This is a genomic window from Mesorhizobium sp. M0037, assembly GCF_040323635.1.
Classification (GTDB): domain Bacteria; phylum Pseudomonadota; class Alphaproteobacteria; order Rhizobiales; family Rhizobiaceae; genus Mesorhizobium.
Genome location: NZ_JAMYVB010000013.1, coordinates 81,772 through 106,668, shown reverse-complemented (window position 1 = coordinate 106,668; position 24,897 = coordinate 81,772). Strand labels below are relative to the sequence as shown.

Genomic DNA, 24,897 nt, shown 5'->3' with positions numbered 1-24,897 from the left:
TTTTTATTGCCTGACGGCGGGCAAGGAGAGTCACATGGCCGCGCTCCGCGCTACAAAAACCAACAACGAGGCCGACAACCCGTCGAGCCCTGTGTTGCGTTTTGGCCCTGACAAGCCGCTGAAGCTCGACGCCGGCACGCTTTTGTCGCCGTTCCAGATCGCCTACCAGACATATGGCGCCCTCAACGATGCCCGCACCAACGCCATCCTGGTCTGCCACGCGCTGACCGGCGACCAGCATGTCGCCAGCACCAATCCGGTGACCGGCAAGCCCGGCTGGTGGGAAGTGCTGATCGGTCCCGGCAAGATCATCGACACCAACCGCTTCTTCGTCATTTGCTCCAACGTCATCGGCGGCTGCCTCGGCTCCACGGGTCCGGCCTCGACCAATCCCGCCACCGGCAAGCCCTACGGCCTCGACCTGCCAATCATCACCATCCGCGACATGGTGCGGGCGCAACTGATGCTGGTCGACCATTTCGGCATCGAAAAGCTGTTTTGCGTGCTCGGCGGCTCGATGGGCGGCATGCAGGTGCTGGAATGGGCATCGTGCTATTCCGAGCGCGTCTTCTCGGCCCTGCCGATCGCCACAGGCGCACGCCATTCCTCGCAGAACATCGCCTTCCACGAGGTCGGCCGGCAGGCCGTCATGGCCGATCCGGACTGGCATGGCGGCAAATATTTCGAGCACGGCAAGCGCCCGGAAAAGGGGCTCGCCGTGGCGCGCATGGCCGCCCACATCACCTATCTGTCGGAAGCCGCCCTGCATCGGAAATTCGGCCGCAATCTGCAGGACCGCGAAGCGCTGACCTTCGGTTTCGACGCAGATTTCCAGATCGAAAGCTATCTGCGCCACCAGGGCATGACATTCGTCGACCGCTTCGACGCCAACTCCTACCTCTACATGACCCGTTCGATGGATTATTTCGACCTCGCCGCCGACCATGGCGGCCGGTTGGCAGATGCCTTTGCCGGGACCAAGACCCGCTTCTGCCTGGTGTCCTTCACCTCGGACTGGCTGTTCCCGACCGAGGAGAGCCGCTCGATCGTGCATGCGCTCAACGCCGCCGGCGCCTCCGTCTCCTTCGTCGAGATCGACACCGACCGCGGCCATGATGCCTTCCTGCTCGATGAACCCGAACTGTTTGCCGCCATCAAGGGCTTCATCGGCTCGGCGGCCCGCGCAAGGGGGCTCGCCTCATGAGCGTCAATGGCAGCCAGCGCGTCGACCTCGAAGTCGTGGCCAACCTGATACCGCCGCAGTCGCGGGTGCTCGATGTCGGCTCCGGCGACGGCCTGCTGCTCGAACTCCTGCAGGAGACCAAGCAGGTCGACGGCCGCGGGCTGGAGCTGTCACAGCGCGGCGTCAATGAATGCGTGGCGCGCGGTCTCTCGGTCATCCAGGGCGATGCCGATACCGACCTCGAATTCTATCCAGACAAGGGTTTTGACTTCGTCGTCCTGTCTCAGACGCTGCAGGCGACCCGCAACCCGAAGCTGGTGCTCGACGAGCTGCTACGAATCGGCAACCGCGCCATCGTCTCCTTCCCCAATTTCGGCCACTGGCGGGTGCGGCTGTCGCTGTTCGTCAAGGGCCGGATGCCGGTGACCGCGGACCTGCCCTATTCCTGGTACGACACGCCCAACATCCATTTCTGCACCATCCGCGACTTCGTCAATCTGGTCGAGGAACTCGGCGCTTCGGTCGAGAAAGCCACCGCGCTCGACGGCAACGGCCAGAAGATCGGCCTGTCGATGCCATGGTGGTTCTGGAATTTCTTCGGCCAGCAAGCGGTGTTCTTGCTGAAGCGGTAGTTTGCCCCTATTCCAGCACGTCCGTCGCCTTGTGCGGGTGCTGAACGCCATCGGCGATGATCACATCGGCGTGGGAGTTGTCGGTGCGCAAGACCAGAATCTCCCGATAGGCTGATGAATCGTACCAGCCCCACGCATGCGCCCTGTCCGGAAACTCGATGACGATCAGATGCCCGGGCCATTCGTTTTCGACCACGTCCATGTCGCCGCCGTGGACAAGGAAGCGGCCGCCGAACGGCTCCAATGTGGCGTCGATCCTCTGCAGATACTCGACAATCTGCGGGCCCATTGTGACTTGACGCATATGGGCGACGGCGTAGGCGGCCATGGCTGAACTCCCTGTGAGATCGAAGCCCGACGACCGGCTTCGTTGGCGCAATCTGCAGACATGATGGCCATCGGTCGATTACGTCTGGGGTAATCGGCCGGCTTACCGGCGTCCTGGCTCAACAGTTTGTGATGACATTGCCGCTGGTTTTTTGTAGCGTCGAATCGAATGCCATCCCGGGGTAAGGCTTGGACGGCGACCATCAAAACCTCCGGCCTCCAGGCATTTCGGGGCACAATCGAAGCAACATGTCCAAGGCAACCGACCTCGCTCCGCTGATCTCGGTGATCACACCGACGCACAATCGCCGCAGCAAGGTGGTGCGCGCCGTGGAGAGCGTGCTGGCGCAGAATTTTCCCCGGTTCGAACACATTGTCGTCGATGACGGCTCGACCGACGGTACGGCAGCCGCACTTGCCGAAATCCGCGATCCACGGCTGATCTATGTTGGCTCGAAATGGCGCGGCGCCAATGCCGCCCGCAATGCCGGCATCGAGCGGGCGCAGGCGCCGGTGGTGACATTCCTCGATTCCGACGACGTCTATTTGCCGGATCGCCTGGCGCGGACGCTGGAGCAGTTCGACAACAATCCCTCGCTCGAAGTGCTGATCAGTTCCTTCGTGTCGCTGAAGGGCAATCGCCGCACCAACTGCGTCAACCGCGAAGCGCTGCTGAGCCGCGACTCGCTGGAGCGGGCCCTTGTCGCGCAGACCATCTTCATTGCCGGGTCGGCAATCACCGCCCGGCGCGAGTCGCTGCTGGCCATCGGCGGCTACGACAGTGACGTCACGCGCATGCAGGATCGCGAATTGTTGCTGCGCTTTGCCCGTCGCAGCGGCGCGCAGCTGTCCGAAGTGATCGACTGGAAAAAGTACAACTCGGAGAATTCGATCTCCGGTCGCCGGGACGGCTATGTCGAAGCCTATGCGAGCTTGATCGACAAGCACCCCTATATCGCCGACCGCTACCCCTACATTCCGCCTTACATGATCGCCCGGCAGCTCATCGCCGATGCACTCAAGGGCAGGGTTTCGCAGGCGTTCTCCGGCTATATGGCCAACCGGTCGTCGAAGGCGCTTGGCTATTCGCTGCCGCAGCTGTTGCGTGGCTATGTCGGCGGCCGGCGCTGGCGCCGCGATCTCTATGCCGAATTTCGCGACAAATACGGTGCACGGCCGGCCTGAAGTTTGCCGACAAGCCGCGCAGCGGCTTTCCCCTCCGAACTGCCTCAAACCTCATTTGTCGAGTTCCGGCAGATATGGGTCGGAATATAGCCGCCGGTCGCGTTCGCCCTGCAGGCAGTCCATGGGTGCGGCGGCATCGATCGGGACCACGGTCGCATCGGCGATGCCGCTCACCTCCAGGATCAGCTTGCGGCGTATGGCGGTGGCGAATTCCGAGGCCGCATAGATCGGCAACACGAAGGAGCCGGGCCCACCGGTGACGCAGTCGTCATAATACTGGTCGAGATGGCTGAAGGTCGGCGACGGGCTGATCAGGATCGGCAGGCCGTTGATGACGATGCCCTTGGCCACCGCCGCATCGCGTGTCGTGGCGACGGGCAGCCCGGTGTTGTTGGGACCGTCGCCGGAAATGTCGATGACGCTGCGTGGCGCATCGAACCCCGTGCCCTCGAACAGCCCGGCGCCGAAGGCAAGCGCACCGGAAATCGAGGTGCCGCGAAAGCTGCGGAACGGCCGCGCTTCTATTCTGTCGGCGAAGGCGTTGGCGCTCTCTGCGCTGTCGATCACCTGCCAGGCGATGACGCCATCCTCGCGCACGACGCCCGCCCATTCGAAATAGGCAAGCGCGATGCGCCCGGTGGTTCCCGAGCGCACGGCCTTGATGAAATCGGGATGCCTGAGCGCCTCGACATAGCCAGCGCGCTGCAGCGCGAACTCCCTCTCGTCCATCGACTGTGAGATGTCGACGGCCAGCACCAGTTCGACATCCACGGCAACGGCCGGGGCAGCCACGGGCGTGGTGCAGGCAAGGCAGGCAAGCAGGCTGAGCGCATCGAGCATGGCCGCACCACGGATGTTTCGACCCGTGAATCTTCGCCGCGATCGCGGCGAAATAAAGCCCCTTCTACTTCTTTCGCCGCACGGCCGCTTTCGGCGGCGGGTCGATGGCGCCGGTCCTGACTCGGGCGGGTTTCAGTGGCGCAGCACCCGTATCCTTCACGATGTTCAATGCGCGTGGAAAGAAATGACCATTGTGCAGTCCGCGCCCGATGTTGAGGATCGCGGTTTCCGGCAGGCGTTTCTCCAGCATGGACAGCACCCTTCGTAGCGAAGGACCATCGAACGCGTCCATCGCTTCGTCGATGATCACCCATTTCGGCTGCCGCAAGGCCAGCCTGGCGAAGGCCAGCGACCGCTGTTCGTCATCGTTGAGTTCACGCTCCCAGCGTGCGGAACGGTCGAGCGAGGATGACAGCCGCTCGAGGCCGACCTCGGCCAGCACCGCCCCAAAATCAGCATCGCCAGCCGGCGCCGAGCCATTCGGATGCAGCACTTCGCGTAACGTGCCGGCAGGAAAATACGGAACACGCGGCACGAAAATCGGCGTTTCTCCGGCCGGCAAGCCGATCCGCCCGCTGCCCCAGGGCCAAAGGCCGGCAATGGCGCGGAAGAACAATGTCTTGCCGGCGCCCGGGTCGCCGGTGATCATGACGCGCTCACCGGGATGGATCTCGACATGGCTGTCTGAAAGTTTGGTGCAGCCCTCCGGCGAGGCCACTTGGAGCTTCTCGAAGGTCAGGCTGCCATTGGCGTTATCGCCGAATTCGATGCGCTTTTCCTTGTCGTGCAACACATCGGTTTCATCGAGCGCAATGCGGAAGTCGGCAACGCGCATCAGCGTGGCGCGCCAGTCGGCGATGCCGCCGATATTGTTGATGAACCAGCGCAGCGACGAGTGCACCTGGTTGAAGGCGCCGACCGCCATCATCAACCCGCCAAAGCTGATATCGCCTGAAAAATAGACCGGCGATGCCACAAGGATCGGCGCCACCACGGTGATCCAGCCATAGGTATCGGTCACCCAGGAAAGGTTGATCTGCGCTTTGTAGATGTTTCGCATCGCGCCCAGCACCGTGCCAAGGTCGATTTCGAGCCGTCTCTTGGCATCGGCTTCGCCGTGATAGAGCGCGATGGCGTCGACATTCTCGTTGACGCGCACCATCCCGGAACGCAGCTCGGCCTCGCGGGTGTAGCGGTCGCTGTTGAGGCGGATCAGCGGCCGCCCGACCAGCCAGCTCAGCCAGGAGGCGATGCCGGCATAGAGGAACGCGGCCCAGACCATGTAGCCCGGTATCGCCAGCGACCAGCCGTTGATGTGGAAGACGAAGCCCGACGAGAGTTGCCAAAGCACGCCGACGAACGACACCAGCAGGATGAAGGATTGCAGCAGGCCGACGCCGAGGTCCGTCGACAGATCGGACAGATGCGCGGCATCCTGCTGCATGCGCTGGTCGGGATTGACGCCGATGGCGCCGGCATTGGCGAGCCGGAAGGCCCGCGCCGGCCGCATCCATTGGTCGATCAGGTCGAGCGTCAGCGCCTCGCGCAGCTTCAGCCGGATCATCTGGTTGAGCCAGGTCTGAGCGATGTTGAGCAGGAGCAGCGTGCCGGCAATCACGGCAAAGATCATCAGCTGATGCAGGAAGGCCGCCATGTCGCGACGCGCCAGCGCATCGTAGAAAGGCTGGTTCCAGCGGTTGAGCAGAATCTGGCCGATCGACGTCGCGACGATGACCGCCATAATGCCGACCGACGTCCAGACCAGCCACTTGCGCACCGGTGAGCCTACCAGCGCCCGTTTGATCGTCGCCACCTGATCGCGCAGGCTGCTGGCTTCGACGGTTACCGGCTGAGCGGTGGCGGACTTGTCCGGTTGATCAGCCATGCACGAGGTCCTTGCGTTCAGAAGCGTTGCTGAACCAGATGGAGAGACTTGAAGGCATCCGCCGCTCAAACGGACCGCGAATGCATCTGCGACAGATAGGTGGGAAAAACCCACGCAACACCAGTTTTCATGATGATCACGAAGGTGTCACCTGACGTGTCGTCGATGTCACCCCTTCCGCCCGGCGGCCAAGCCGCGTCGCACCGTGCGGTGACAGTACCGGCACGAAGACACGGCGCGAGGCGCGCTGCGCGACCGGCACGCCCTGATAGAGCCGCTTCTGCGCCTCGACCACGATGACGCCGGAAAAGATCGGCCAGAACCGCCGGCCGGCGCGCTCCAGCACATTGTGGAACCGCATCATGAAGCGCCGCGGCGATGGCGGGAAGAACAGCGCGTCGGACCAGGAAGCCGGTGTGAAATTCGCCTCGCGCAGCAATTCTGTCAGCTGGCCGCGCGAGAACGGCCGGCCATTGCCGAACGGCGTGTGCTCGAACCGCGCCCAGACACCGCGCCGGTTGGGCACGACGATGACGACGCGCCCTGCCGGCGACAGCACCCGCCAGATCTCGTTCAGCGTCTCGCGCGGGTTTTCGACATGTTCGAGCGAATGCACGAGCAGCATGCGGTCGATGCAGGAATCGACCAGCGGCAATTCCTCGTCGAAGACCAGCGCCGTAGCCGTCGGCCCGTTCGCCGGCCAGACGACGGCGCCTTGCGTAGCAGGCATGAAGGCAAACACCCGCTCGGCATCGGTGCCGAACCGCTCCAGCCACGGCAAGGTATAGCCGAGCCCGACCAGCCGCTCATTGGGCACTGTTGCCCATATTGAGGACAGCGCCATGGTGATCGAGCGTTCAGCCAGGCGGCCGAGCGTGGTCGAATAGAAGGAGCGGAGATCGACGATATCGGAATGCATGCGCGGGACGGTAGCTGCGATGCCGCCCAAGTTCAACAAAGCCGGCACGTTCTGCAAAGCTAGATGACATCAGCGGCCAAGCGCCCTATGTCTGCGCCAACAGATGGAGAGATGCCAATGCCCGTCGAAATCGAACAGTTCATGTGCCGCAGCGACAATTTCGGCGTGCTGGTGCATGACCCGAAAAGCGGCGAGACCGCCATTATCGACGCACCCGAAGAAGCGCCGATCATTGCCGCTATCGAGCGTACCGGCTGGAAGCCGACGATGATCCTGACCACCCACCACCATGTCGACCATGTCGAGGCCAATCTGGCGCTGAAGGAGCGCTTCAAGCTGCGCATCGTCGGACCGGAGGCGGAAAAGGAAAAGATCCCCGGCATCGACGAGACCGTCGGGCAAGGCTCGGTCGTCCATCTCGGCGGTGAGCGGATCGATGTCATCGCCACGCCCGGCCACACAGCGGGCCATGTCTCCTATCATTTTCCGGCCTCGAAAGTGGCGTTCACCGCCGACACTTTGTTCGCGCTCGGCTGCGGCCGGCTGTTCGAATGCAAGCCGCCGGTGATGTATGAGTCGCTGAAGAAGCTCGCCGCACTCCCGGCGGACACGGTCATCTATTGCGGCCATGAGTATACGCTTTCGAACGCCCGCTTTGCGTTGACCGTCGACCCGACCAATTCGGCGCTCAGGGAACGCGCCGCCAAAATCGAGACCCTGCGCGCCGACAACAAGGCGACGCTGCCGACCACGATCGGCGAGGAATTGTCGACCAATCCGTTCCTGCGCTGGCACGACCCGGCGATCCGCAAGCATCTCGGCATGGAGGAGGCCTCCGACGCCGAAGTGTTCGCGGAAATCCGCAAGCGCAAGGACAATTTCTGAGCATCGTTCCGGGATCAGCCATGACCAGCGCCGCTGAAATCATCGCCATGCTTGGCCTCAAGCCGCATCCGGAAGGCGGCTGGTATGCCGAGACCTTTCGCGACGGCGCCGGTGGCGCGCGCGGCCATTCGACGGCGATCTATTTCCTCCTTGAACAGGACCAGATTTCGGCCTGGCACCGGGTCAAGGACGCGGCCGAGGTCTGGCACTTCCATGCCGGAGCGCCGCTGGCGCTGTCGATGTGCGAGGAAGGTAGTCCAATGCTTAACCAGGTGATCGAGCAGGTGCTCGGCATTGAGCTTGCGGCGGGCGAGCGGCCGCAGATCGTCGTGCCGGCCGGCTGGTGGCAATCGGCGCGCAGCCTCGGCGAATGGACGTTGGTCGGCTGCACCGTGGCGCCGGGCTTCGACTTCGCCGCGTTCGAAATGGCCGAGCCGGGCTGGGAACCTAGCGTAGCAAAAAGCCGAGCGTAATTGCCAACTGGGCGGCATAGTAGAGCACCCAGACCGCATAACGGATGCCGGCGCGATAGGGTGCTATTGCCGGAACCAGAAATTTCTCCGCGGCAAGCAGCCCGTCCGATGCCATGAACATAACAGCGCCGCCGATGACCCACGGATTGTCGAGCGTCAACGCCGAGATGCCCATCGCCAGAATGGCTGCGATATAGACGCCGATTGGCACCCGCAGGCGGGGGCCGACACGGCGCCAGAGTGCCGCCAGCATGACGACTGCGAAGGCCGCCATGGCCAGCGCGATGACGCCGCGCCATGTCTCGGCGCTGAGCACATCCAGCCCGCCGCCGCTGCGCAGGAAGAGCGGCACATAGAGGACATGCGCCGCAAGGAAGCTGGCCAGCCCGCCGAGGAAGGCCTTTTCGCCGTCACGCGACAGGAAGGCGTCGCCGACGGCGCTGAGCGCCAGCGCAGCGACGAGCAACAGCGGCCCACCTTGCATGAAGGCGAGCGCCGCAAGCATGGCCACGGCCAGCGTCTTTGCCGCCGAGCGGGCCAGCGTCGGCCGCATATCCAGGGTGAAGGCGTAGATCACTGCCGCCACCAGCGAAAAAATCAATGTTGCATTTGCGTTGGCGTCGATGCCGCCGGCAAACGGCATCGTCATGCGCTTGCCCCGCCAGTTGCCGCCTTGCGCAGGAACAACGATTTCGCCGCCAGCGCCGCGCCGCCGGTGATCAGCACGCAGGCCGCCAGGATACGCAGCGACGGCTCGGCAACGCCCGCCGCGATCAGCACCAATGTCGACAGCAGTGGCGCCGCATAGCTTGCCGCGCCGAGCACCTGGATGTTGCCGCGCTTTACGCCGATATCCCAGGCGTAGAAAGCCGCGCCCACCGGCATCAACCCCAAACCAAGCACCGCCAGCCACTGGCCGGGACCATCGGGCAGCACCGTCTTTTCCAGCAGAAGATGGCAGACGAGAGACAGGGCTGCCGTGGCGGCGCAGAACCAGGTGACGATCGAGGTCGGCACCGCCGGAAAGCGCCGCGACAGCAGCGAATAGGACGACCACAGCAGCGCACAGACGGCCGCCATCGCATAGCCGAAGGTGTAGCGAGCATCGAAGGCGAGGCCGCCACCCTTGGTGACGATCAGCACGGTCCCGGCGAGCCCGAGCAGCGCGCCGACGACATGGTTCCAGGCCAGCTTCTCGCCCGGCATCAGCGCTGATCCCAGCACGATCAGCAGCGGCCACAGATAGGCGATCAGGCTTGCCTCGACCGCCGGCGCGTTGCGCAGCGCGGTGAAATAGAAGAAATGGTAGCCGAACAGTCCGGCAATGCCGATCACCCAGACCTGGCGTGGGATCTTCAGGCTTTTATCGGTCGCCGGCATGAACAACCGGGCAACCAACCCGACTGCGGTGCCGATGGTGAAGGTGATGGCCGAGAGCAAGAATGGCGGCACGGCGCCCGACGCATCGGTGAGCAACGCCAGCAGCGCCCACATGGCGACCGCCGAGAAACCGATCAGTGTTGCGCGCCCCATGCCCGTCTCCGGCGACTCGCCCCATTCTATTCGGGTGGGCGCGTCTATTCAGTAGCTTCGAACCGCCCCGCGCTGACAGTCAAGGTGCCGATCTGCGTCCCGACCGTGGCGTGGATCGGCGCATATATGCCGGTTTGGCCGAGCGGTGCAAACGTCACCATCATCTGGCTCTTCTTCTTCAGGTAATTCAGCGCCTTGCGGCCCTTGCGGTAGCCTGCCACCGGCTCGAAGCTCATCTTGCAGGTAACGGTGTCGCCCTTGTAGCCCTTGACCGAGATCGATCCTTTCGAGGCGTAGGTCAGCGTCAGGTCGGCGCGCATCTCGCCGTCATAGAATTTCACCTTGCGCCCACAGACCTGGTCGAGGCTGTCGGCATGGATGACGGTAGCCGCCATCGGATCGAGCACCGATGCCAGATCGTTGCTGCCCAGCGGTATCCAGTTTTTGGGATTGCGCTTTTTCGGCTCGGGAATGACCTGGGTGGCGGTCACCGCGCCATTGGCAAAGCGGATATCGACCATGGAAGCCTTCTTGCCGGACTTATAATCGGCGCGAAATACCTGCGGCTCCATCTGCTTGCCCAGAATCTTGCCCTTTGACGAGATCGTGCCGCTCGTGTCGTCGAACAAGGTGGCGAGACCGGCGCTGGAGACGGTGCCCTCTATGGAATAGCTATCGCCTTCGTAGTGGCTGGAAAATGTCGCCTTGGCCACGGAAAGGCCGAGGAACGACACCGTGTATTCGCCCTTGAAGGACTGTGCGGTGGCTGCGGGCGCGGCGGCAAGGATTGATGTCGGCAAGGCGGCGACAAGTATGGCGACAACGGCATGTGACGGGCGAAGCATGGCGGGCTCGGTCCTTGATTTTTTAACCGGAGGCGGGCGACTCCGGCTTGAAATGTCCCTGTCCGACCGCTTATAGGCTGAATTTCGGCCTTTATGTGAAACGCCCGTCACAGTCCTGGGCAAGCCGGAGCTTGACGCATTGGCGAAATGCAACTAAGGAACGCCAACTTTTCCATAAGGCCGCCTGACTGAAACCGCGCGCCACCCGGCGCGGGCGAACAAGGTTTGGCAGGCTTAGACAGAACTGAAGGTTAGAACCATGTCCCGCACTTGCGAACTCACTGCCAAGGCAGTCCAGACCGGCAACAATGTGAGCCACGCCAACAACAAGACCAAGCGCCGCTTCCTGCCGAACCTCGTCAATGTGACGCTGATTTCGGAAGCGCTGAACCAGAATGTGCGCCTGCGCATTTCGGCCAACGCGCTGCGTTCGGTCGAGCATCGCGGCGGCCTCGACGCCTTCCTGGCCAAGGCCGACGCCAAGGAACTGTCGCAGCGCGCGCGCCTGTTGAAGAAGCAGATCGCCAAGAAGCTGGCCGGCCAGCCCGCCGCTTAACGATATCAAGGCGGGGGACGACCGCCCTGAGCATCGGAGCAATCCGATGCTCAAAACTTCTAAGGCAGCAGCATCGGAGCAATCCGATGCTCAAAACTTGCAAGGCAGCGCGATCCGGATTTCGGCTAGCGCCTGGCTGGTTCCATTACCCAGGATAAAAAAATGACTTCCTTCTCGCGATATCTGCCCTTTGTGGCCGCCATGGCGCTTGTCGTCGTGGCATCGAACATCCTCGTGCAGTTCCCGATGCAGGGCCAGGCCGGCGGTCTGTCGCTGGGCGACATCCTGACCTGGGGCGCCTTCACCTATCCCTTCTCCTTCCTGGTCACCGACCTTGCCAACCGCCGCTACGGGCCGACCGTTGCGCGCCGCATCGTCCTTGTCGGCTTCATGACCGCTGTGGTCTGCTCGATCCTCGTCCCGCCCTTCCTGTTTCGCCACGGCCTGATCGAGTTCGAGACATCAGCCGACCGGCTGGTGCGCATCGCCGCAGCTTCCGGCGCGGCCTTCCTTTGCGCGCAATTGCTCGACGTCACCGTGTTCAACCGGTTGCGCCGGCAGAGCTGGTGGCGCGCGCCGATCGTCGGCACGCTGGTCGGCTCGGTGTTCGACACCCTGGTGTTCTTCAGCATCGCCTTTTCGGCCGCCTTCGCTTTTGCCGGCCCGAACGACGGTTTTGCGCTGGAGACGGCGCCGCTGATGGGCGTGCTGCCGGTCGAGACCATGCGGTGGGTCTCCTGGGCGCTGGGCGACCTTTCGGTGAAGCTGATCATCGCTGTTGTGGCCCTGATCCCCTACCGGCTGCTCGCCGCCCACTGGAGCCAGCCGGCCGTGGCTGTCTAGGCCGTGATCCCTTGGGTCCAGCTCGGCTCGGCCAAAACGCCTGACGGCGGACAGGAACTGCGCCTCAAGCAGCGCGGCAGCGAATTCTCGATCATGCTCGGCACCAATGAGCTGATGAACAGCCGCCTCAGCGGCTCCGAAGAAGCGCTGGCCAAGCTCTCCTGTGAAAAGATCGGCGGCCGCGCCCAACCGAAAATCCTGATCGGCGGCCTCGGCATGGGTTTTACGCTGCGCGCTGCGCTTGCCCAATTGGGCGCCGACGCAGGCATCACGGTTGCCGAGCTTGTCCCCGCCGTCATCGCCTGGGCGCGCGGCCCCATGGAGGCGGTCTTCGCCGGCTGTCTCGACGATCCCCGTGTGACGGTTCGCGAAGCCGACGTCGGGCACATCATAAGATCCGACAAGGCAGCCTGGGACGCCATCCTGCTCGATGTCGACAATGGCCCCGAAGGCATCGTCTACAGGGGCAACGACGCCCTCTATGGCGCTGCCGGCCTCGGCGCGGCGCGTGCAGCGCTCAGGCCCGGGGGCGTGCTGGCTGTTTGGTCGCAAGGCCCCGATGCCGGCTTCACACTTAGGCTCAAGCAGGCGGGCTTTGTCGTGGACGAGGTGAAGACGCGCGCCAATGGCAAGCGCGGCGCGCGCCACGTCATCTGGATCGCCACCAAGCCTTAGGGCTCTCAATCCTGGTGCAGGATGAATTCCAGATAGAGGTTGCGCTGCAGGATCGAATGGTTGTCGTCCGAGATCAGCGACACCATCAGCGCTCCGTCATCGCGGGTCCAGACGTCGAGTCCTTCCATATTGTCGATCTGGTAGCCCATGTCGGCTTCCATCAGCACCGGCCCGTCGGCAACCGCGCCCTTCTCGACGCTTTCGCCATAGATGCGCCTTAGCCGCATCCTGACACCGCCGGCCATCGAGAAACTGCGCTCCAAAAGCAGCAGGTCGCCATCCGGCAGGAAGGCGCCGTCAGTGATGTCGAAATCACCGTTGCGCTTGACCGTGAAGACGCCCTTGTGCGGCCCTTCGATGATGGCGGCATAGATGTTGCCAGCCTTGTCCAAGCTCTTTTCCGAGACCACGACGAGGCCGCCCTCGTGCTGGCCGTTGGGATTGGCGTGGGTGACGGTCTCGAAACCGCGGTTCTGTCGCAGTTCGCGGGCTGGAACCAGAAAGTTCAGTTGCTTGAACGGCGCCGTCATGTTGCTGGGGTCAATCTTGAACTGGGCGACGCGGTGATCGCGCTCGAAGCCGACGGTGGCGATGCCGTCCTTGACTGCAAGGCCCTCGGCATCGACTTCCCATTTCCTGTCGATCGGCCGGCCCTTTTCATCGACCATCTGCTGCATGCGGAAATTCTGGATGCCGGACGGCCGCTTGTCGGCATCATGGGTGATCGAGCCGAAGAACCAGAAGCCCGTATCGGCGACGCCGATAAAATCGCTGCCGGGTTTGACGAACCGAAATGCCGACAGCGCGCCGAAATCGCGCGTCGTCGAGTTCATCTCAAGACCGCCGACGAATTCCAGCAGCCCAAACTGCTTGTCGGCGCTGCCGATATTGAAGGTGGTGATCGGCCGCGCCGAGACTTCGACCGGCTCGACCGCGCTTGGGCCGGCGGCGATGGCCGGCGCAAACGCCATGCCGAACAAGGCAGTGACCGCGAAGAGCATCTGCCGAAACCCGCCGCGCAAAAAAATCATCCAGCGCGCCGGTAGCCGCCGCGGCGTGTATCGCGCACGTTTTCCTCGGCAAACAGCGAGGCCAGCTGCTCGGTCATGGCGCCGGCCAGTTCCTCGGCATCGACGATGGTGACGGCGCGCCTGTAATAGCGGGTAACGTCGTGGCCGATGCCGATGGCCAGCAGCTCGACCGGCGAGCGCGTCTCGATCAGCTCGATGACGGCGCGCAGATGCCGCTCGAGATAGTTGCCAGGATTGACCGACAGCGTCGAATCGTCCACCGGCGCGCCGTCCGAGATCATCATCAGGATCTTGCGCTGTTCGGGCCGGGCGATCAGCCGGTTGTGCGCCCATAACAACGCCTCGCCGTCGATGTTTTCCTTGAGCAGGCCCTCGCGCATCATCAGGCCGAGATTGCGCCGGGCGCGACGCCACGGATGATCGGCGGATTTGTAGATGATGTGGCGCAGATCGTTGAGCCGGCCGGGGTTCGGCGGCTTGCCGTCCTTCAGCCACTTCTCGCGAGCCTGTCCGCCCTTCCACGCCCGCGTGGTGAAGCCGAGGATCTCGACCGAGACGCCGCAGCGCTCCAGCGTGCGCGCCAGAATGTCGGCACAGGTGGCGGCAACCGTGATCGGCCGACCGCGCATCGAGCCCGAATTGTCGAGCACCAGCGTAACCACCGTGTCGCGGAATTTGGTGTCGCGCTCCTGCTTGAACGACAACGGCTGCATCGGGTCGATGACGACACGAACCAGGCGTGCCGGATCGAGATAACCCTCTTCGAGGTCGAAATCCCAGGAACGGTTCTGCTGCGCCATCAGGCGGCGCTGCAGCCGGTTGGCGAGCCGTCCGACGACGCCGGAGAGATTGGCCAGTTGCTTGTCGAGGAAGGCGCGCAGCCGGTCGAGTTCTTCTTCCTCGCACAGCTCTTCCGCACCGACGGTCTCGTCGAAGGCGGTGGTGAAAACCTTGTAGTCGATCTCTTTCGGAAGGTTGGCGAACGGGTTGTCGTTACGGCGCGCCTCGCCCGGCGTTTCGGCGTCCGCATCGTCATCGTCGGAAAGATCGTCGGCAGTGGCGTCGGAGGCCTCAGTCTCGGACGACTGTTCGTCGTCGGCCGAGGCCTCGGCATCCTCGGATTGCGACTGCTCGGAGCCGGAATCCTCTTCGCCGCCCTCCTCGCTCTGCTCCTCGCCTTGCGGCTGGTTATCGTCATTGTCCTCGGAGTCTTCGGTCTCCTGATCGTCGCCGAGTTCCTCGGCCATCTCCATGGACGCCAGCATCTCACGCACGACGCGGGCGAAGGCCTGCTGGTCGCCGAGCTTGGCCGACAGTCCGTCGAGATCGGCCTTGGCCTTCTCCTCGACCCAGGGCCGCCAGAGTTCGACCAGCCGCTCGCCGCTCTTCGGGATCGGCCGCCCGGTCAGCTTCTCGCGCACCATCAGTGCCAGCGCTTCCTCGATCGGCGCGTCGGCCTTGTCCTTGACGTCGACAAGGTTGGCCTTGGCGTATTTGTCCTCCAGCATGGAGCCGATATTGTCGGCGACGCCCTGCATGGCGCGGCTGCCGATCGCCTCGACGCGGGCCTGTTCCACGGCGTCATAGATCGAGCGCGCCAGCTTGCCTTCCGGCGCCAGTTTGGTGTGGATACGCTGATCGTGGCAGGCGCGCTTCAGCGCCATGGAATCGCCCAGGCCACGAGTAATCGCGATGTCTGTCTTGGACGCTTTCTTCGGCAGTTCGGGCAATCGGGCGCGGCTGCCGGCGAGCGCCGGGCGGTCCTTGGCGAAACCGACTTCGAGCTCCTTGTCGCCGGCGATGGCGCGCATGCAGACGGTGACGGCACGCTTGAAGCTGTCGGCTTCAGACCCCGTCTTCGACTTATTGCGCGTGTTGTCGCCCGGACCCGCCATCGAGGCTCTGCTCAGCCCAGCACCACGTTGGCGGCGCTCTCGGGCAGGTCCTCGCCGAAGGCGCGCTGATAGAACTCGGCCACCACCGAACGCTCCAGCTCGTCGCACTTGTTGAGGAAGGTCAGCCGGAACGCCATGCCGACATTGCCGAAGATTTCGGCATTCTCGGCCCAGGTGATCACGGTACGCGGGCTCATCACGGTCGACAGATCGCCATTGATGAAGGCCGAGCGCGTCATGTCGGCGACCCGCACCATCTTGTTGACGATGTCCTTGCCCTTGGCGTCGCGATAGTGCTTGGCCTTGGCCAGAACGATATTCACCTCATTGTCGTGCGGCAGGTAGTTCAGCGTGGTGACGATCGACCAGCGATCCATCTGCGCCTGGTTGATCTGCTGCGTGCCGTGATAGAGGCCGGTGGTGTCGCCGAGGCCGACCGTGTTGGCGGTCGAAAACAGCCGGAACGCCGGATGCGGGCGGATGACCCGGCTCTGGTCGAGCAGCGTCAGGCGGCCCGACGATTCCAGCACGCGCTGGATGACGAACATCACGTCCGGACGGCCGGCATCGTACTCGTCAAAGCAGAGCGCGACATTGTGCTGGTAGGCCCAAGGCAGGATGCCGTCGCGGAATTCCGTGATCTGCAGGCCGTCCTTGACGACGATGGCGTCCTTGCCCACGAGATCGATACGGCTGACATGGCTGTCGAGGTTGACGCGCACGCAGGGCCAATTCAGACGGGCTGCGACCTGTTCGATATGCGTCGATTTGCCGGTGCCGTGATAGCCCGAGACCATGACGCGGCGATTGTAGGCAAAGCCGGCAAGGATCGCCAGCGTCGTCGCCTTGTCGAACAGATAATCCGGATCGATGTCCGGCACATGTTCCGAGGTCACCGAATAAGCCGGCACCACCATCTTGGACTCGAAGCCGAATTTGTCTTTCACCGACACCGTCGTGTCGGGCAAATTGGCGATGTCGCGATCGACCTTGTTCATCTCTATCCGAGTCTCCACGGGCGAAATGCCTGATTTCGCCGGCAATCGTTTTTGTCCGGGGGCGGTCTTAGAGCCTTTTCCACCCTTATGAAAGTTGGAAAACGACACGAACCGTTAGGTTGCTCAGCACAAACCCGCCTGCTTGAGCACGCGATAGGCCTGCAGCACATCGCGGAACCGGTCTTCCGAACCTCTATCGCCGCCATTCGCATCCGGATGGTGGCGCTTCACAAGTTCCTTATAGCGCGCCTTGATGTCCTTGCCAGTCGCCTTTGTATCAAGGCCAAGCGTTTCCAGCGCCTTGGCCTCAAGCGGCTTGGCCTTGCGTTCGCGCGCCTCGCGCGGGTCCTTCGGCCCTTTGAACAGGTCGAAAGGATCGCGCATGCGGTTGTAATAGCCGGCGCGACCGGAACGCTGCTGGGCGAAATCGGGCGAGGAGCGCGTCGAGGCGCCGGCGACGCCCATCTTCCATGTCGGCCGGTGGCCGGTCATCGCTTCCTTCTGGAAGCGGGCTATCTCGGTGTCCGGCACGCCGGAGAAGTAGTTGAAACCCTTGTTGTATTCGCGCACATGATCGAAGCAGAACTGAAAATACTCGCCTTCCTTCATGCGTCCGACCGGCGCCCGGTGGGTACCGGCCTCCTTGCAGCCGTCCCACTGGCAGATCGGCGAGTGCGACTTCAGCTCCGCATCCTTGTCGGGACGGACCCGAATTTTCTCGAAATATTTGGGGTACGGTTTCATCTCACCCATTTATGGGCTGTTCGCACGTGCGAAACAAGAATTGACATTTTCGCGATCATCGCCCTAACCGCTGAATCGCGGCATAAAGCAGGGCGAATGGCGATTTTTGAGGCGGCCCGGCGGGATCGATCCCGATTTCCCGATCACGCCTTGCAGATATGGTGAAGGGAGATGGCGATGTCCATACAGGCGACGATGGAAGACAAGCTGAACAAGGCGTTTTCGCCGGAGCGCCTGGCGATCGTCAATGAAAGCCATCTCCATGCCGGTCATCACCACCACGGCTCCGACCATCACGCTGCCTATGAAGGCACTGGCGAGACGCATTTTCGCGTCCGCATCGTCTCATCCGTCTTTGCCGGCATGAGCCGCATCGACCGCCACCGCGCCGTCAACGAATTGCTGGCAGCGGAGCTGCAAGCCGGCGTCCATGCGCTGGCAATCGAACCGGCTGCACCCGGCGAAAAGACCCGTTGGTAAGTCTCTCCGCCTCAGATCACCGCTTCAATGAGAAACGGTCCCGGACGCGACAGGGCACTGTCGAGCAGCGCGTCGAACCGCTCGCACGTGTCGGCGCGGGCCGCCTCGACGCCCATGCCTTTGGCCAGCGCAACCCAGTCCAGCGCCGGATGGTCGAGATCGAGCATGCGCCTGGCGTTCTCGCCGATCTCATTGACCCCGACATTCTTCATTTCGCCATGCAGGATGGCGTAGGTCCGGTTGGAAAAGATGATGGTCACGACGTCAAGCTTTTCCCTGGCCTGGGTCCACAGTCCCTGCACCGTGTACATGCCACTGCCGTCGGCTTCGAGATTGATCACCTTGCGGTCCGGGCAGGCGATCGCCGCGCCGGTAGCCATGGGAATGCCGCCGCCGATCGATCCGCCCGTACCCATCATGTAGTCGTGCGGCGCCGCAAAGGCGGATAGCGTGAAGAACCGTCTCGCCGAGGTGACCGCTTCGTCGCAGACGATGGCATTGGCCGGAAGTTTGCGCGCCACCGACAGCGCGATGGCATCGTCCGTCAGTCTGCCGCTCAGCGTCGGTTCGTCTGGAAAGGCGGTTGCGGCGGCGAATTGCTGCGTCGGCTTGATGCCGAGCTCGTCGGCCAGCGCCTCCAGCGCCGCTTTCAGATCCTGGCCATGCGCCGCCAGCGAAAGCACCTTGCAATCGTCCCGAACCAGCCGCCCGGGCTTGCCGGGATAAGCGAAGAAGGCAACCGGCTCCTTGGCGCCGACCAGCACCAGCAAATCGATATCCCGGAGCGTGGCCGTCGCCGCATCGACCGGATAGGGAATGCGGGTCGGGGCGAACCGCCCGCGGCCGCGCTGCATGCGGGCGATCAGAACCTCACTGAACAGCCTGACATCGCTTCCCGATGACATTCTCCCTGCGATTTCAAGTCCATCGGCGCGCGCCGCCTGCCCACGCACCACCATGCCGACACGGCCCGGCGCGGCGCGGATTGCTTCGGCGATCGTGCGCACAACAGCCATGTCGACGGCGGGCGGCGGCTCCAGCTTCACCTTGCCAGGCGAAATCGCAGCAACTTCGCCCCAGGCGGCATCCGCAGGCAGGATCAAGGTCGTGACGCCAGGCGGCGTGAGTGAGGCGCGGAAAGCCGCCTCTGCGGCCGGCACAATATCGGCCGGCCCCTTGACGCGGCCAACCCAGTTCGACATCGGCGACGCCAGGCCTTCTATGTCGCTGGTCAGCGGGGCATCGAGCGGCAGATGGTAGGAAGCATGGTCGCCGACAATGTTGATCATCGGGCTGCGCGCACGCCTTGCGTTGTGCATGTTGGCCAAACCGTTGGCGAGACCCGGTCCGGTATGCAGCAACGTTGCTGCCGGGCGGTCGGTCATGCGCGCATAGCCGTCGGCGGCGCCGGTCACCACGCCCTCGAACAGGCCGAGCACGCAGCGCATCTGAGGTTTGCGGTCCAGTGCGGCAACGAAATGCATTTCGGATGTGCCAGGATTGGCGAAGCAGACCGTGACGTCATTGGCCAGGAGCACGTCGCACAGCAGATCGGCGCCATTCATGATTTTCTTTCCCAATCGACAACTCAGGAACAATTGCACCTGTAGCCGCCGGGTCGGCAATGTCCCGCCGGGGCTTTTGGTCTGATCCAGGACGCCTCGCGGGGATCGGGGATCAACCGACGGTCCATTCAGGAAGGCCAGCATCGCGGCGGTCAACGCGTCGCCGTCCTCGCCGAAGTCGTGATTGATCGACATATGCGTGTAGGCGTTGCCGTCGAACAGCGTCACTTCAGTGCCGATGGCGCGCAGGCGTTTGGCAAAGCCTTCGATTGGTCGTCGCGGCCTTCGGCGCGCGAATAGGCGATGAAGGTCGGCGGATGCTTGTGTCCATCGAGATAGCTGGCCGGCGACAACGCCGCCCATCAGCGCCGCAGCACCGGGCAACCCGCCATTCCAGCCACTCCGAATGTTTCCTCCCAAGCCTTCTACCCGGATTGCAGCCACTCTCCTTCATGTGAAGGGAACCAACAATGCTTTCCGACAGTTGAAGGTGATGAGGCGATTGGAATCCAGATCGGCTCCGAGGGCAGAACATCATGCGTGCAACCCAATCCGACGTCTTCGATCTTTTTTCGGAAATTTATGCCAATGCGGCGGACGAAGAGGTCAGCATCCAACAGTATCTTCTTGCCTGTCGGGAAGACAAATCGATGTACGCTTCGGCGCCCGAAAGGATGGTCGACGCAATCGGCGAACCAAAACTGGTTGACACCAGCAAAGACGAGCGCCTCGGCCGCATTTTCGCGAATCGGACCCTCAAGATCTACCCTCATTTTTCTGACTTCTATGGAATGGAGGATACGATCGAGCGCATAGCTGGATATTTCCGCTATGCCTCGCAGGGGCTCGAAGAACGCAAGCAGATCCTCTATCTCCTCGGCCCGGTCGGCGGCGGCAAATCCTCTCTGGCCGAGCGCCTGAAGAAACTGATGGAGCAGCGCCCGATCTACACGCTGAAGGTCGGCAACCAGATCAGCCCGGTTTTCGAGTCGCCGCTTGGGCTGTTCCATCCCGATCACATGGGTGATCTGCTAGAGGATAAATACGGCATAGCCCGGCGCCGGCTGAACGGATTGATTTCGCCATGGGCGGCCAAGCGCCTCGACGAATTGTCTGGCGACATTTCCAAATTCAGCGTCGTCAAGCTGATGCCGTCGCGGCTGCGCCAGATCGGCATTGCCAAGACCGAACCTGGCGATGAGAACAATCAGGATGTCTCGGCCCTGGTCGGCAAGGTCGACATCAGGCAATTGGAAAATTTTAGCCAGTCCGACCCCGATGCCTATTCCTATAGCGGTGGCCTGAACCGGACCACGCAAGGTCTGCTTGAATTCGTCGAGATGTTCAAGGCACCCATCAAGGTTCTGCATCCGCTGCTGACCGCGACACAGGAAGGCAGCTACAACGGCACTGAAAATTTCGGCGCCTTTCCCTACCAGGGGATCATCGTCGCCCATTCCAACGAGTCGGAATGGCAACAGTTCAAGAGCAACAAGAACAACGAGGCGTTTCTCGATCGCATCCTGGTGGTCAAGGTACCCTATTGCCTGCGGATCACCGAAGAGAGGCAGATCTATGAGAAATTGCTGCGTGAGAGCGAGTTGGCCGCCAGCCCCTGTGCCCCTGAAGTTTTGGACATCCTCAGCCGCTTTGCAGTTTCGACGCGCTTAGCCGAGCACGACAACTCGCCGCTCTACACCAAGATGCGCGCCTATGACGGCGAAAATCTGAAGGAAGTCGATCCCAGGGCAAAGTCGGTCCAAGAATATCGCGACGCCGCCGGCGTCGATGAAGGCATGACGGGCGTCAGCACGCGCTTTGCCTTTAAGATCCTTTCGCAGACATTCAACTTCGATAATGAGGAGGTGGCCGCCGATCCTGTGCATCTGATGTACATTCTGGAGGAGGCGATCAAGCGGGAGCAGTTCCCGAAGGAAACGGAAGCGGCCTATCTTGAATTCATCAAGTCGGAGCTTGCGGCGCGCTACGCCGAGTTCATCGGCCACGAAATCCAGAAGGCCTATCTGGAGTCCTATAGCGAATACGGCCAGAACCTCTTCGACCGCTACATCGCCTATGCGGATGCCTGGATTGAGGACCAGGACTACAAGGACCCCGACACCGGCCAGATCCTCAACCGGGAGATCCTGGACAACGAACTTTCGCAGGTCGAGAAACCGGCAGGCATCGCCAATCCCAAGGACTTCCGTAACGAGGTGGTGAAGTTCACTCTGCGCGCTCGCGCAAGAAACCACGGCCGCAACCCGTCATGGACCAGCTATGAAAAACTGCGCGAGGTCATCGAGAAGCGGATGTTCGGACAGGTCGAGGACCTCTTGCCGGTGATCAGCTTCGGCTCCAAGCAAGACAGCGTTACGGAAAAGCGCCATAACGAATTCGTACAGCGCATGATCGAGCGTGGCTACACAGAACGGCAGGTACGCCGGCTGGTGGACTGGTACATGCGGGTGAACAAGGCGGGTTGACAGAGCCGGATGGTTCCATGCCGATCTTCATCGACCGTCGCCTGAACCCCAAGGACAAGAGCCTTGGCAATCGACAGCGCTTCCTCAGGCGTGCTCGCGAGGAGTTGAAGCGGAGCATTCGCGATCAAATCCGCACTGGCAGGATCGCCGACGTGGATACCGAGCACGCCGTGCCCATGCCGGAAAGGAAAACGGCCGAGCCGAGCTTCAACGATGACAGGGCCAGCGGACGGCGCCGACACATCCTTCCGGGCAACAGGCATTTTTCCCCTGGAGACCTGCTCCCGAAGCCGCATGGGGGCGGCGCGGCGTCGTCGCCAGGAAACACGGCGTCGGAAGACGATTTTCGTTTCGTGCTGTCACGCGAGGAGGTGCTCGAACTCTTTTTTGAGGATCTCGAACTGCCCGACCTGGTTAAGCTCAATCTCAAGGAAATCCTTGCCTTCAAGCCGCGCCGGGCCGGCTTCGCGGCAACCGGTTCCCCGACCAACATCAATGCCGGCCGCACGATGCGCAACAGCCTAGGCCGGCGCATTGCGCTGAGGCGCCCCACGCAGCAGGAACTGGAGGCGATCCTCCGGGAAATCGTCACGCTTGAGTCGGCCCCGGCCGGCGCGGCGGTGCGCCAGCGCATCGCGGAATTACGCGACGAGCTTGACCGGCTGGAGCGACGGCGCAGGCGAATTGCCTTTGTCGATCCGGTCGATATCCGATTCAACCGCTTCGACGCCCGGCCGGTGCCGAATGCCAATGCCGTCATGTTCTGCCTTATGGACGTGTCCGGATCGATGGGCCAACGCGAAAAGGACTTGGCCAAACGCTTCTTCGTGCTGCTGCACCTGTTCTTGAAACGGCGCTACGAACGCACGGAGATCGTCTTCATCCGCCATACCCATGAGGCGCACGAAGTGGATGAGGACACGTTCTTCTACAACACGCAGAGCGGCGGTACGATCGTCTCCACCGCGCTCGACGAAATGCACCGCATTATCGGCCAGCGCTATCCTGCCAGCGAGTGGAACATTTACGCCGCGCAGGCCTCTGACGGGGACAATTTCACCACCGATTCCGAGCGATGCATAGAGCTCATGAACGGCAAGCTCATGCGCCTGTGCCAGTATTTCGCCTATGTCGAGATCATCGACGAACGCGAGAGCCACATATTCGGTGCTACCGAAAACGGGACGTCGCTTTGGCGCGCCTACAGTACGATCGAGCTGAAATGGCCCAACTTCCAGATGAGCCGCATCGCTGCTCCCGCGGATATTTACCCGGTCTTCCACCGGCTCTTCGCCAGGCAGCCGGTGGCCATCAAGAGCGCTTGAGAGAGAGAGAGATGGTCAGGCGAGCCAACGAAACGAATTTGTTGTTTTCCGGTTCCGACTGGAATTTCGAGAAATTATCGCGGGCTTTTGAAGAGATCGAGGCGATCGCGGTCGACGAGTTGCATCTCGATACTTACCCGGTCCAGATGGAGATAATCTCCTCCCAGCAGATGCTCGACGCCTACTCATCTATCGGCATGCCACTGATGTATCGGCATTGGTCGTTCGGCAAACATTTCCTTCACCAGGAGCTTCTTTACCGTAAGGGTGGTCGGGGGCTGGCCTATGAACTGGTCATCAACTCCAATCCCTGCATCGTCTACCTCATGGAGGAAAACACCATGGCGTTGCAGGCCCTTGTGACGGCCCACGCGGCGCTTGGCCACAATCATTTCTTCAAGAACAATCATCTGTTTCAGCAATGGACCGACGCCGGGGCAATCCTGGGTTATCTGGACTTCGCCAAGGGCTACATCGACCGGTGCGAGGAGCGGCACGGCCTTGCAGCAGTGGAGGCCATTCTCGATTCCGCCCATGCGCTGATGGAACAAGGGGTGTTCCGCTATCACCGGCCGCCAAAGCTCTCGTCGGAGCGACAGCGCGAAGGGCTTCGCGAGCGCCTCGAATACGAAGAGCGCTCCTACAACGATCTGTGGCGCACGCTGCCGCCGTCGCAGAACAAAAACAAGTCCGGCAATGAGGATCAAGGGATGGCGGAGCGCAAGAGATCGCTCAACCTGCCCGAGGAAAACCTCCTGTATTTCCTCGAGAAGAACAGCCTGATCCTGGAACCCTGGCAGCGCGAGATCATCAGGATCGTCCGCGTCATCGCGCAATATTTCTACCCGCAGCGACAGACTCAAGTGATGAATGAAGGCTGCGCCACCTTCGTGCATTATACGCTCATGAACATGCTATTCGATCGTGGCCGGATCGGCGAAGGTGCCATGCTCGAAATCCTGCGCAACCATTCGAACGTGATCTTCCAGCCGGCCTTTGACGATCCCCGGTTTTCAGGCATCAATCCCTATGCCCTCGGCCTCGACATGATGCAGGACATACAGCGCATTTCGACCGAGCCGACGGCGGAGGACCGCGACTGGTTCCCGGACATTGCAGGACATGGCAACTGGCGCGAGGTCCTGCTTGAGGCCTGGGCCAACCACCGCGACGAATCCTTTATCCGCCAGTATCTCAGCCCGAGCTTGATCCGAAAATGGCGGTTCTTCGTGCTTGGCGATGGAGCCGACAAACCGCATTTCGAAGTCGCGTCGATCCACAACGAACGTGGCTATCACAAGATACGCGCCCAGCTAGCCCACAGTTACGACCTTGGAGCGAATCGGCCGGACATCCAGGTGATTGATGTCGACCTGCTCGGCGACCGGCAGTTGCGGCTGCAACACAGGGTAAAGGATGGTGTTGTGCTCGAAGGGGCCAGCCGTGACGCGACGCTGCGCCATGTCCGCAGCCTCTGGGGCTACGAGGTCAGCCTGGTCGCAGTTGACGCTCAAACCGGTGCGACCATCCACGAACGGTCTACGAGCCAGATCGCTGCATAAGCTCGGCAAAGAGCGTCATGTGGCGGGCCT

25 protein-coding genes are annotated in these 24,897 nt (G+C 62.3%); 12 read left to right on the top strand and 13 right to left on the bottom strand.

What is annotated here, in order from left to right:
* Positions 1-34 precede the first annotated feature (34 nt).
* A complete protein-coding gene (gene metX / locus NKJ78_RS20105) occupies positions 35-1,204 on the top strand; it encodes a homoserine O-acetyltransferase MetX (RefSeq protein ID WP_023685352.1) in 1,170 nt (389 codons plus the stop codon).
* Positions 1,201-1,815, top strand: coding sequence for a methionine biosynthesis protein MetW (metW, locus tag NKJ78_RS20100; RefSeq protein ID WP_023685353.1), 615 nt, complete (start codon positions 1,201-1,203; stop codon positions 1,813-1,815). Before metX ends, metW begins: the two co-directional genes overlap by 4 nt.
* A gap of 7 nt (positions 1,816-1,822) precedes the next feature.
* On the opposite strand, the gene NKJ78_RS20095 is transcribed toward metW, so the two are convergent.
* The gene (locus NKJ78_RS20095) at positions 1,823-2,143 is read right to left on the bottom strand and encodes a DUF1330 domain-containing protein (RefSeq protein WP_023826245.1); all 321 of its coding nucleotides are present in this window, start codon (positions 2,141-2,143) and stop codon (positions 1,823-1,825) included.
* 248 nt (positions 2,144-2,391) lie between these two features.
* Between NKJ78_RS20095 and NKJ78_RS20090 the strand changes: the two genes are divergently transcribed.
* Positions 2,392-3,327: a glycosyltransferase family 2 protein gene (locus tag NKJ78_RS20090; protein WP_023673297.1), complete on the top strand. Its 936-nt coding sequence runs from the start codon at positions 2,392-2,394 to the stop codon at positions 3,325-3,327.
* Positions 3,328-3,378: 51 nt separating this feature from the next.
* Here NKJ78_RS20090 and NKJ78_RS20085 read toward each other — a convergent pair whose 3' ends face one another.
* From NKJ78_RS20085 to NKJ78_RS20075, 3 genes are all read right to left on the bottom strand, one after another.
* Complete coding sequence (locus NKJ78_RS20085; protein WP_023714977.1) at positions 3,379-4,167, bottom strand: DUF1194 domain-containing protein; 789 nt, start codon at positions 4,165-4,167, stop codon at positions 3,379-3,381.
* 64 nt (positions 4,168-4,231) lie between these two features.
* Entirely contained in the window at positions 4,232-6,052 is a 1,821-nt protein-coding gene (locus tag NKJ78_RS20080; RefSeq protein WP_352459743.1) for an ABC transporter ATP-binding protein/permease, read from the bottom strand.
* Positions 6,053-6,188: 136 nt separating this feature from the next.
* A complete protein-coding gene (locus NKJ78_RS20075; protein ID WP_023670688.1) occupies positions 6,189-6,971 on the bottom strand; it encodes a class I SAM-dependent methyltransferase in 783 nt (260 codons plus the stop codon).
* A gap of 117 nt (positions 6,972-7,088) precedes the next feature.
* Here NKJ78_RS20075 and gloB point away from each other — a divergent pair, with 117 nt between their 5' ends.
* Positions 7,089-7,856, top strand: a complete 768-nt coding sequence (gene gloB, locus NKJ78_RS20070) for a hydroxyacylglutathione hydrolase (RefSeq protein ID WP_352459742.1) — start codon at positions 7,089-7,091, stop codon at positions 7,854-7,856.
* 20 nt (positions 7,857-7,876) lie between these two features.
* A complete protein-coding gene (locus NKJ78_RS20065) occupies positions 7,877-8,329 on the top strand; it encodes a cupin domain-containing protein (protein ID WP_023745808.1) in 453 nt (150 codons plus the stop codon).
* Here the strand turns inward: NKJ78_RS20065 and NKJ78_RS20060 are convergent.
* The 3 genes from NKJ78_RS20060 to NKJ78_RS20050 are packed head-to-tail and all read right to left on the bottom strand — an operon-like array spanning position 8,304 to position 10,707.
* On the bottom strand, positions 8,304-8,978 hold the full coding sequence (locus tag NKJ78_RS20060; RefSeq protein ID WP_023754176.1) for a lysoplasmalogenase: 675 nt from the start codon (positions 8,976-8,978) through the stop codon (positions 8,304-8,306). The genes NKJ78_RS20065 and NKJ78_RS20060 overlap by 26 nt on opposite strands.
* Complete coding sequence (yddG, locus tag NKJ78_RS20055; protein WP_023699112.1) at positions 8,975-9,862, bottom strand: aromatic amino acid exporter YddG; 888 nt, start codon at positions 9,860-9,862, stop codon at positions 8,975-8,977. The genes NKJ78_RS20060 and yddG overlap by 4 nt, the downstream gene beginning before the upstream one ends.
* A gap of 44 nt (positions 9,863-9,906) precedes the next feature.
* Positions 9,907-10,707, bottom strand: a complete 801-nt coding sequence (locus NKJ78_RS20050; protein ID WP_352459740.1) for a DUF3108 domain-containing protein — start codon at positions 10,705-10,707, stop codon at positions 9,907-9,909.
* A gap of 259 nt (positions 10,708-10,966) precedes the next feature.
* Between NKJ78_RS20050 and rpmB the strand changes: the two genes are divergently transcribed.
* The 3 genes from rpmB to NKJ78_RS20035 all read left to right on the top strand — a co-directional run bounded on the left by rpmB (position 10,967) and on the right by NKJ78_RS20035 (position 12,781).
* Positions 10,967-11,263 carry a 50S ribosomal protein L28 gene (rpmB, locus tag NKJ78_RS20045; protein ID WP_352459739.1) on the top strand — a complete coding sequence of 99 codons (297 nt, stop codon included), beginning with the start codon at positions 10,967-10,969 and terminating at the stop codon, positions 11,261-11,263.
* Positions 11,264-11,425: 162 nt separating this feature from the next.
* Positions 11,426-12,106 (top strand): queuosine precursor transporter, encoded by a 681-nt coding sequence (locus NKJ78_RS20040; RefSeq protein ID WP_352459738.1) that lies wholly within the window; start codon positions 11,426-11,428, stop codon positions 12,104-12,106.
* A 3-nt stretch (positions 12,107-12,109) separates the two neighbouring features.
* A complete protein-coding gene (locus tag NKJ78_RS20035; protein ID WP_023714983.1) occupies positions 12,110-12,781 on the top strand; it encodes a polyamine aminopropyltransferase in 672 nt (223 codons plus the stop codon).
* A 5-nt stretch (positions 12,782-12,786) separates the two neighbouring features.
* On the opposite strand, the gene NKJ78_RS20030 is transcribed toward NKJ78_RS20035, so the two are convergent.
* From NKJ78_RS20030 to NKJ78_RS20015, 4 genes are all read right to left on the bottom strand, one after another.
* Positions 12,787-13,812 (bottom strand): esterase-like activity of phytase family protein, encoded by a 1,026-nt coding sequence (locus NKJ78_RS20030; RefSeq protein WP_023731083.1) that lies wholly within the window; start codon positions 13,810-13,812, stop codon positions 12,787-12,789.
* Positions 13,809-15,707 carry a cobaltochelatase subunit CobT gene (gene cobT, locus NKJ78_RS20025; RefSeq protein WP_352459736.1) on the bottom strand — a complete coding sequence of 633 codons (1,899 nt, stop codon included), beginning with the start codon at positions 15,705-15,707 and terminating at the stop codon, positions 13,809-13,811. The genes NKJ78_RS20030 and cobT overlap by 4 nt, the downstream gene beginning before the upstream one ends.
* A gap of 11 nt (positions 15,708-15,718) precedes the next feature.
* The gene (gene cobS, locus NKJ78_RS20020) at positions 15,719-16,705 is read right to left on the bottom strand and encodes a cobaltochelatase subunit CobS (protein WP_352459735.1); all 987 of its coding nucleotides are present in this window, start codon (positions 16,703-16,705) and stop codon (positions 15,719-15,721) included.
* Positions 16,706-16,828: 123 nt separating this feature from the next.
* Positions 16,829-17,458, bottom strand: coding sequence for a J domain-containing protein (locus NKJ78_RS20015; protein WP_032887126.1), 630 nt, complete (start codon positions 17,456-17,458; stop codon positions 16,829-16,831).
* 168 nt (positions 17,459-17,626) lie between these two features.
* Between NKJ78_RS20015 and NKJ78_RS20010 the strand changes: the two genes are divergently transcribed.
* Positions 17,627-17,929 carry a BolA family protein gene (locus NKJ78_RS20010; protein ID WP_023742902.1) on the top strand — a complete coding sequence of 101 codons (303 nt, stop codon included), beginning with the start codon at positions 17,627-17,629 and terminating at the stop codon, positions 17,927-17,929.
* 11 nt (positions 17,930-17,940) lie between these two features.
* Here the strand turns inward: NKJ78_RS20010 and NKJ78_RS20005 are convergent, their stop codons facing one another.
* On the bottom strand, positions 17,941-19,494 hold the full coding sequence (locus NKJ78_RS20005) for an acetolactate synthase large subunit (protein ID WP_023742903.1): 1,554 nt from the start codon (positions 19,492-19,494) through the stop codon (positions 17,941-17,943).
* A gap of 224 nt (positions 19,495-19,718) precedes the next feature.
* The gene (locus tag NKJ78_RS20000) at positions 19,719-19,847 is read right to left on the bottom strand and encodes a hypothetical protein (protein ID WP_023670673.1); all 129 of its coding nucleotides are present in this window, start codon (positions 19,845-19,847) and stop codon (positions 19,719-19,721) included.
* A 183-nt stretch (positions 19,848-20,030) separates the two neighbouring features.
* Here NKJ78_RS20000 and NKJ78_RS19995 point away from each other — a divergent pair, with 183 nt between their 5' ends.
* From NKJ78_RS19995 to NKJ78_RS19985, 3 genes are read left to right on the top strand one after another with little or no spacing between them, the layout of a single operon-like run.
* Positions 20,031-21,980 (top strand): PrkA family serine protein kinase, encoded by a 1,950-nt coding sequence (locus tag NKJ78_RS19995; protein WP_023686732.1) that lies wholly within the window; start codon positions 20,031-20,033, stop codon positions 21,978-21,980.
* 17 nt (positions 21,981-21,997) lie between these two features.
* Positions 21,998-23,305: a YeaH/YhbH family protein gene (locus NKJ78_RS19990; RefSeq protein WP_023685368.1), complete on the top strand. Its 1,308-nt coding sequence runs from the start codon at positions 21,998-22,000 to the stop codon at positions 23,303-23,305.
* A gap of 11 nt (positions 23,306-23,316) precedes the next feature.
* A complete protein-coding gene (locus NKJ78_RS19985; protein ID WP_352459793.1) occupies positions 23,317-24,867 on the top strand; it encodes a SpoVR family protein in 1,551 nt (516 codons plus the stop codon).
* Positions 24,868-24,897: the final 30 nt, after the last annotated feature.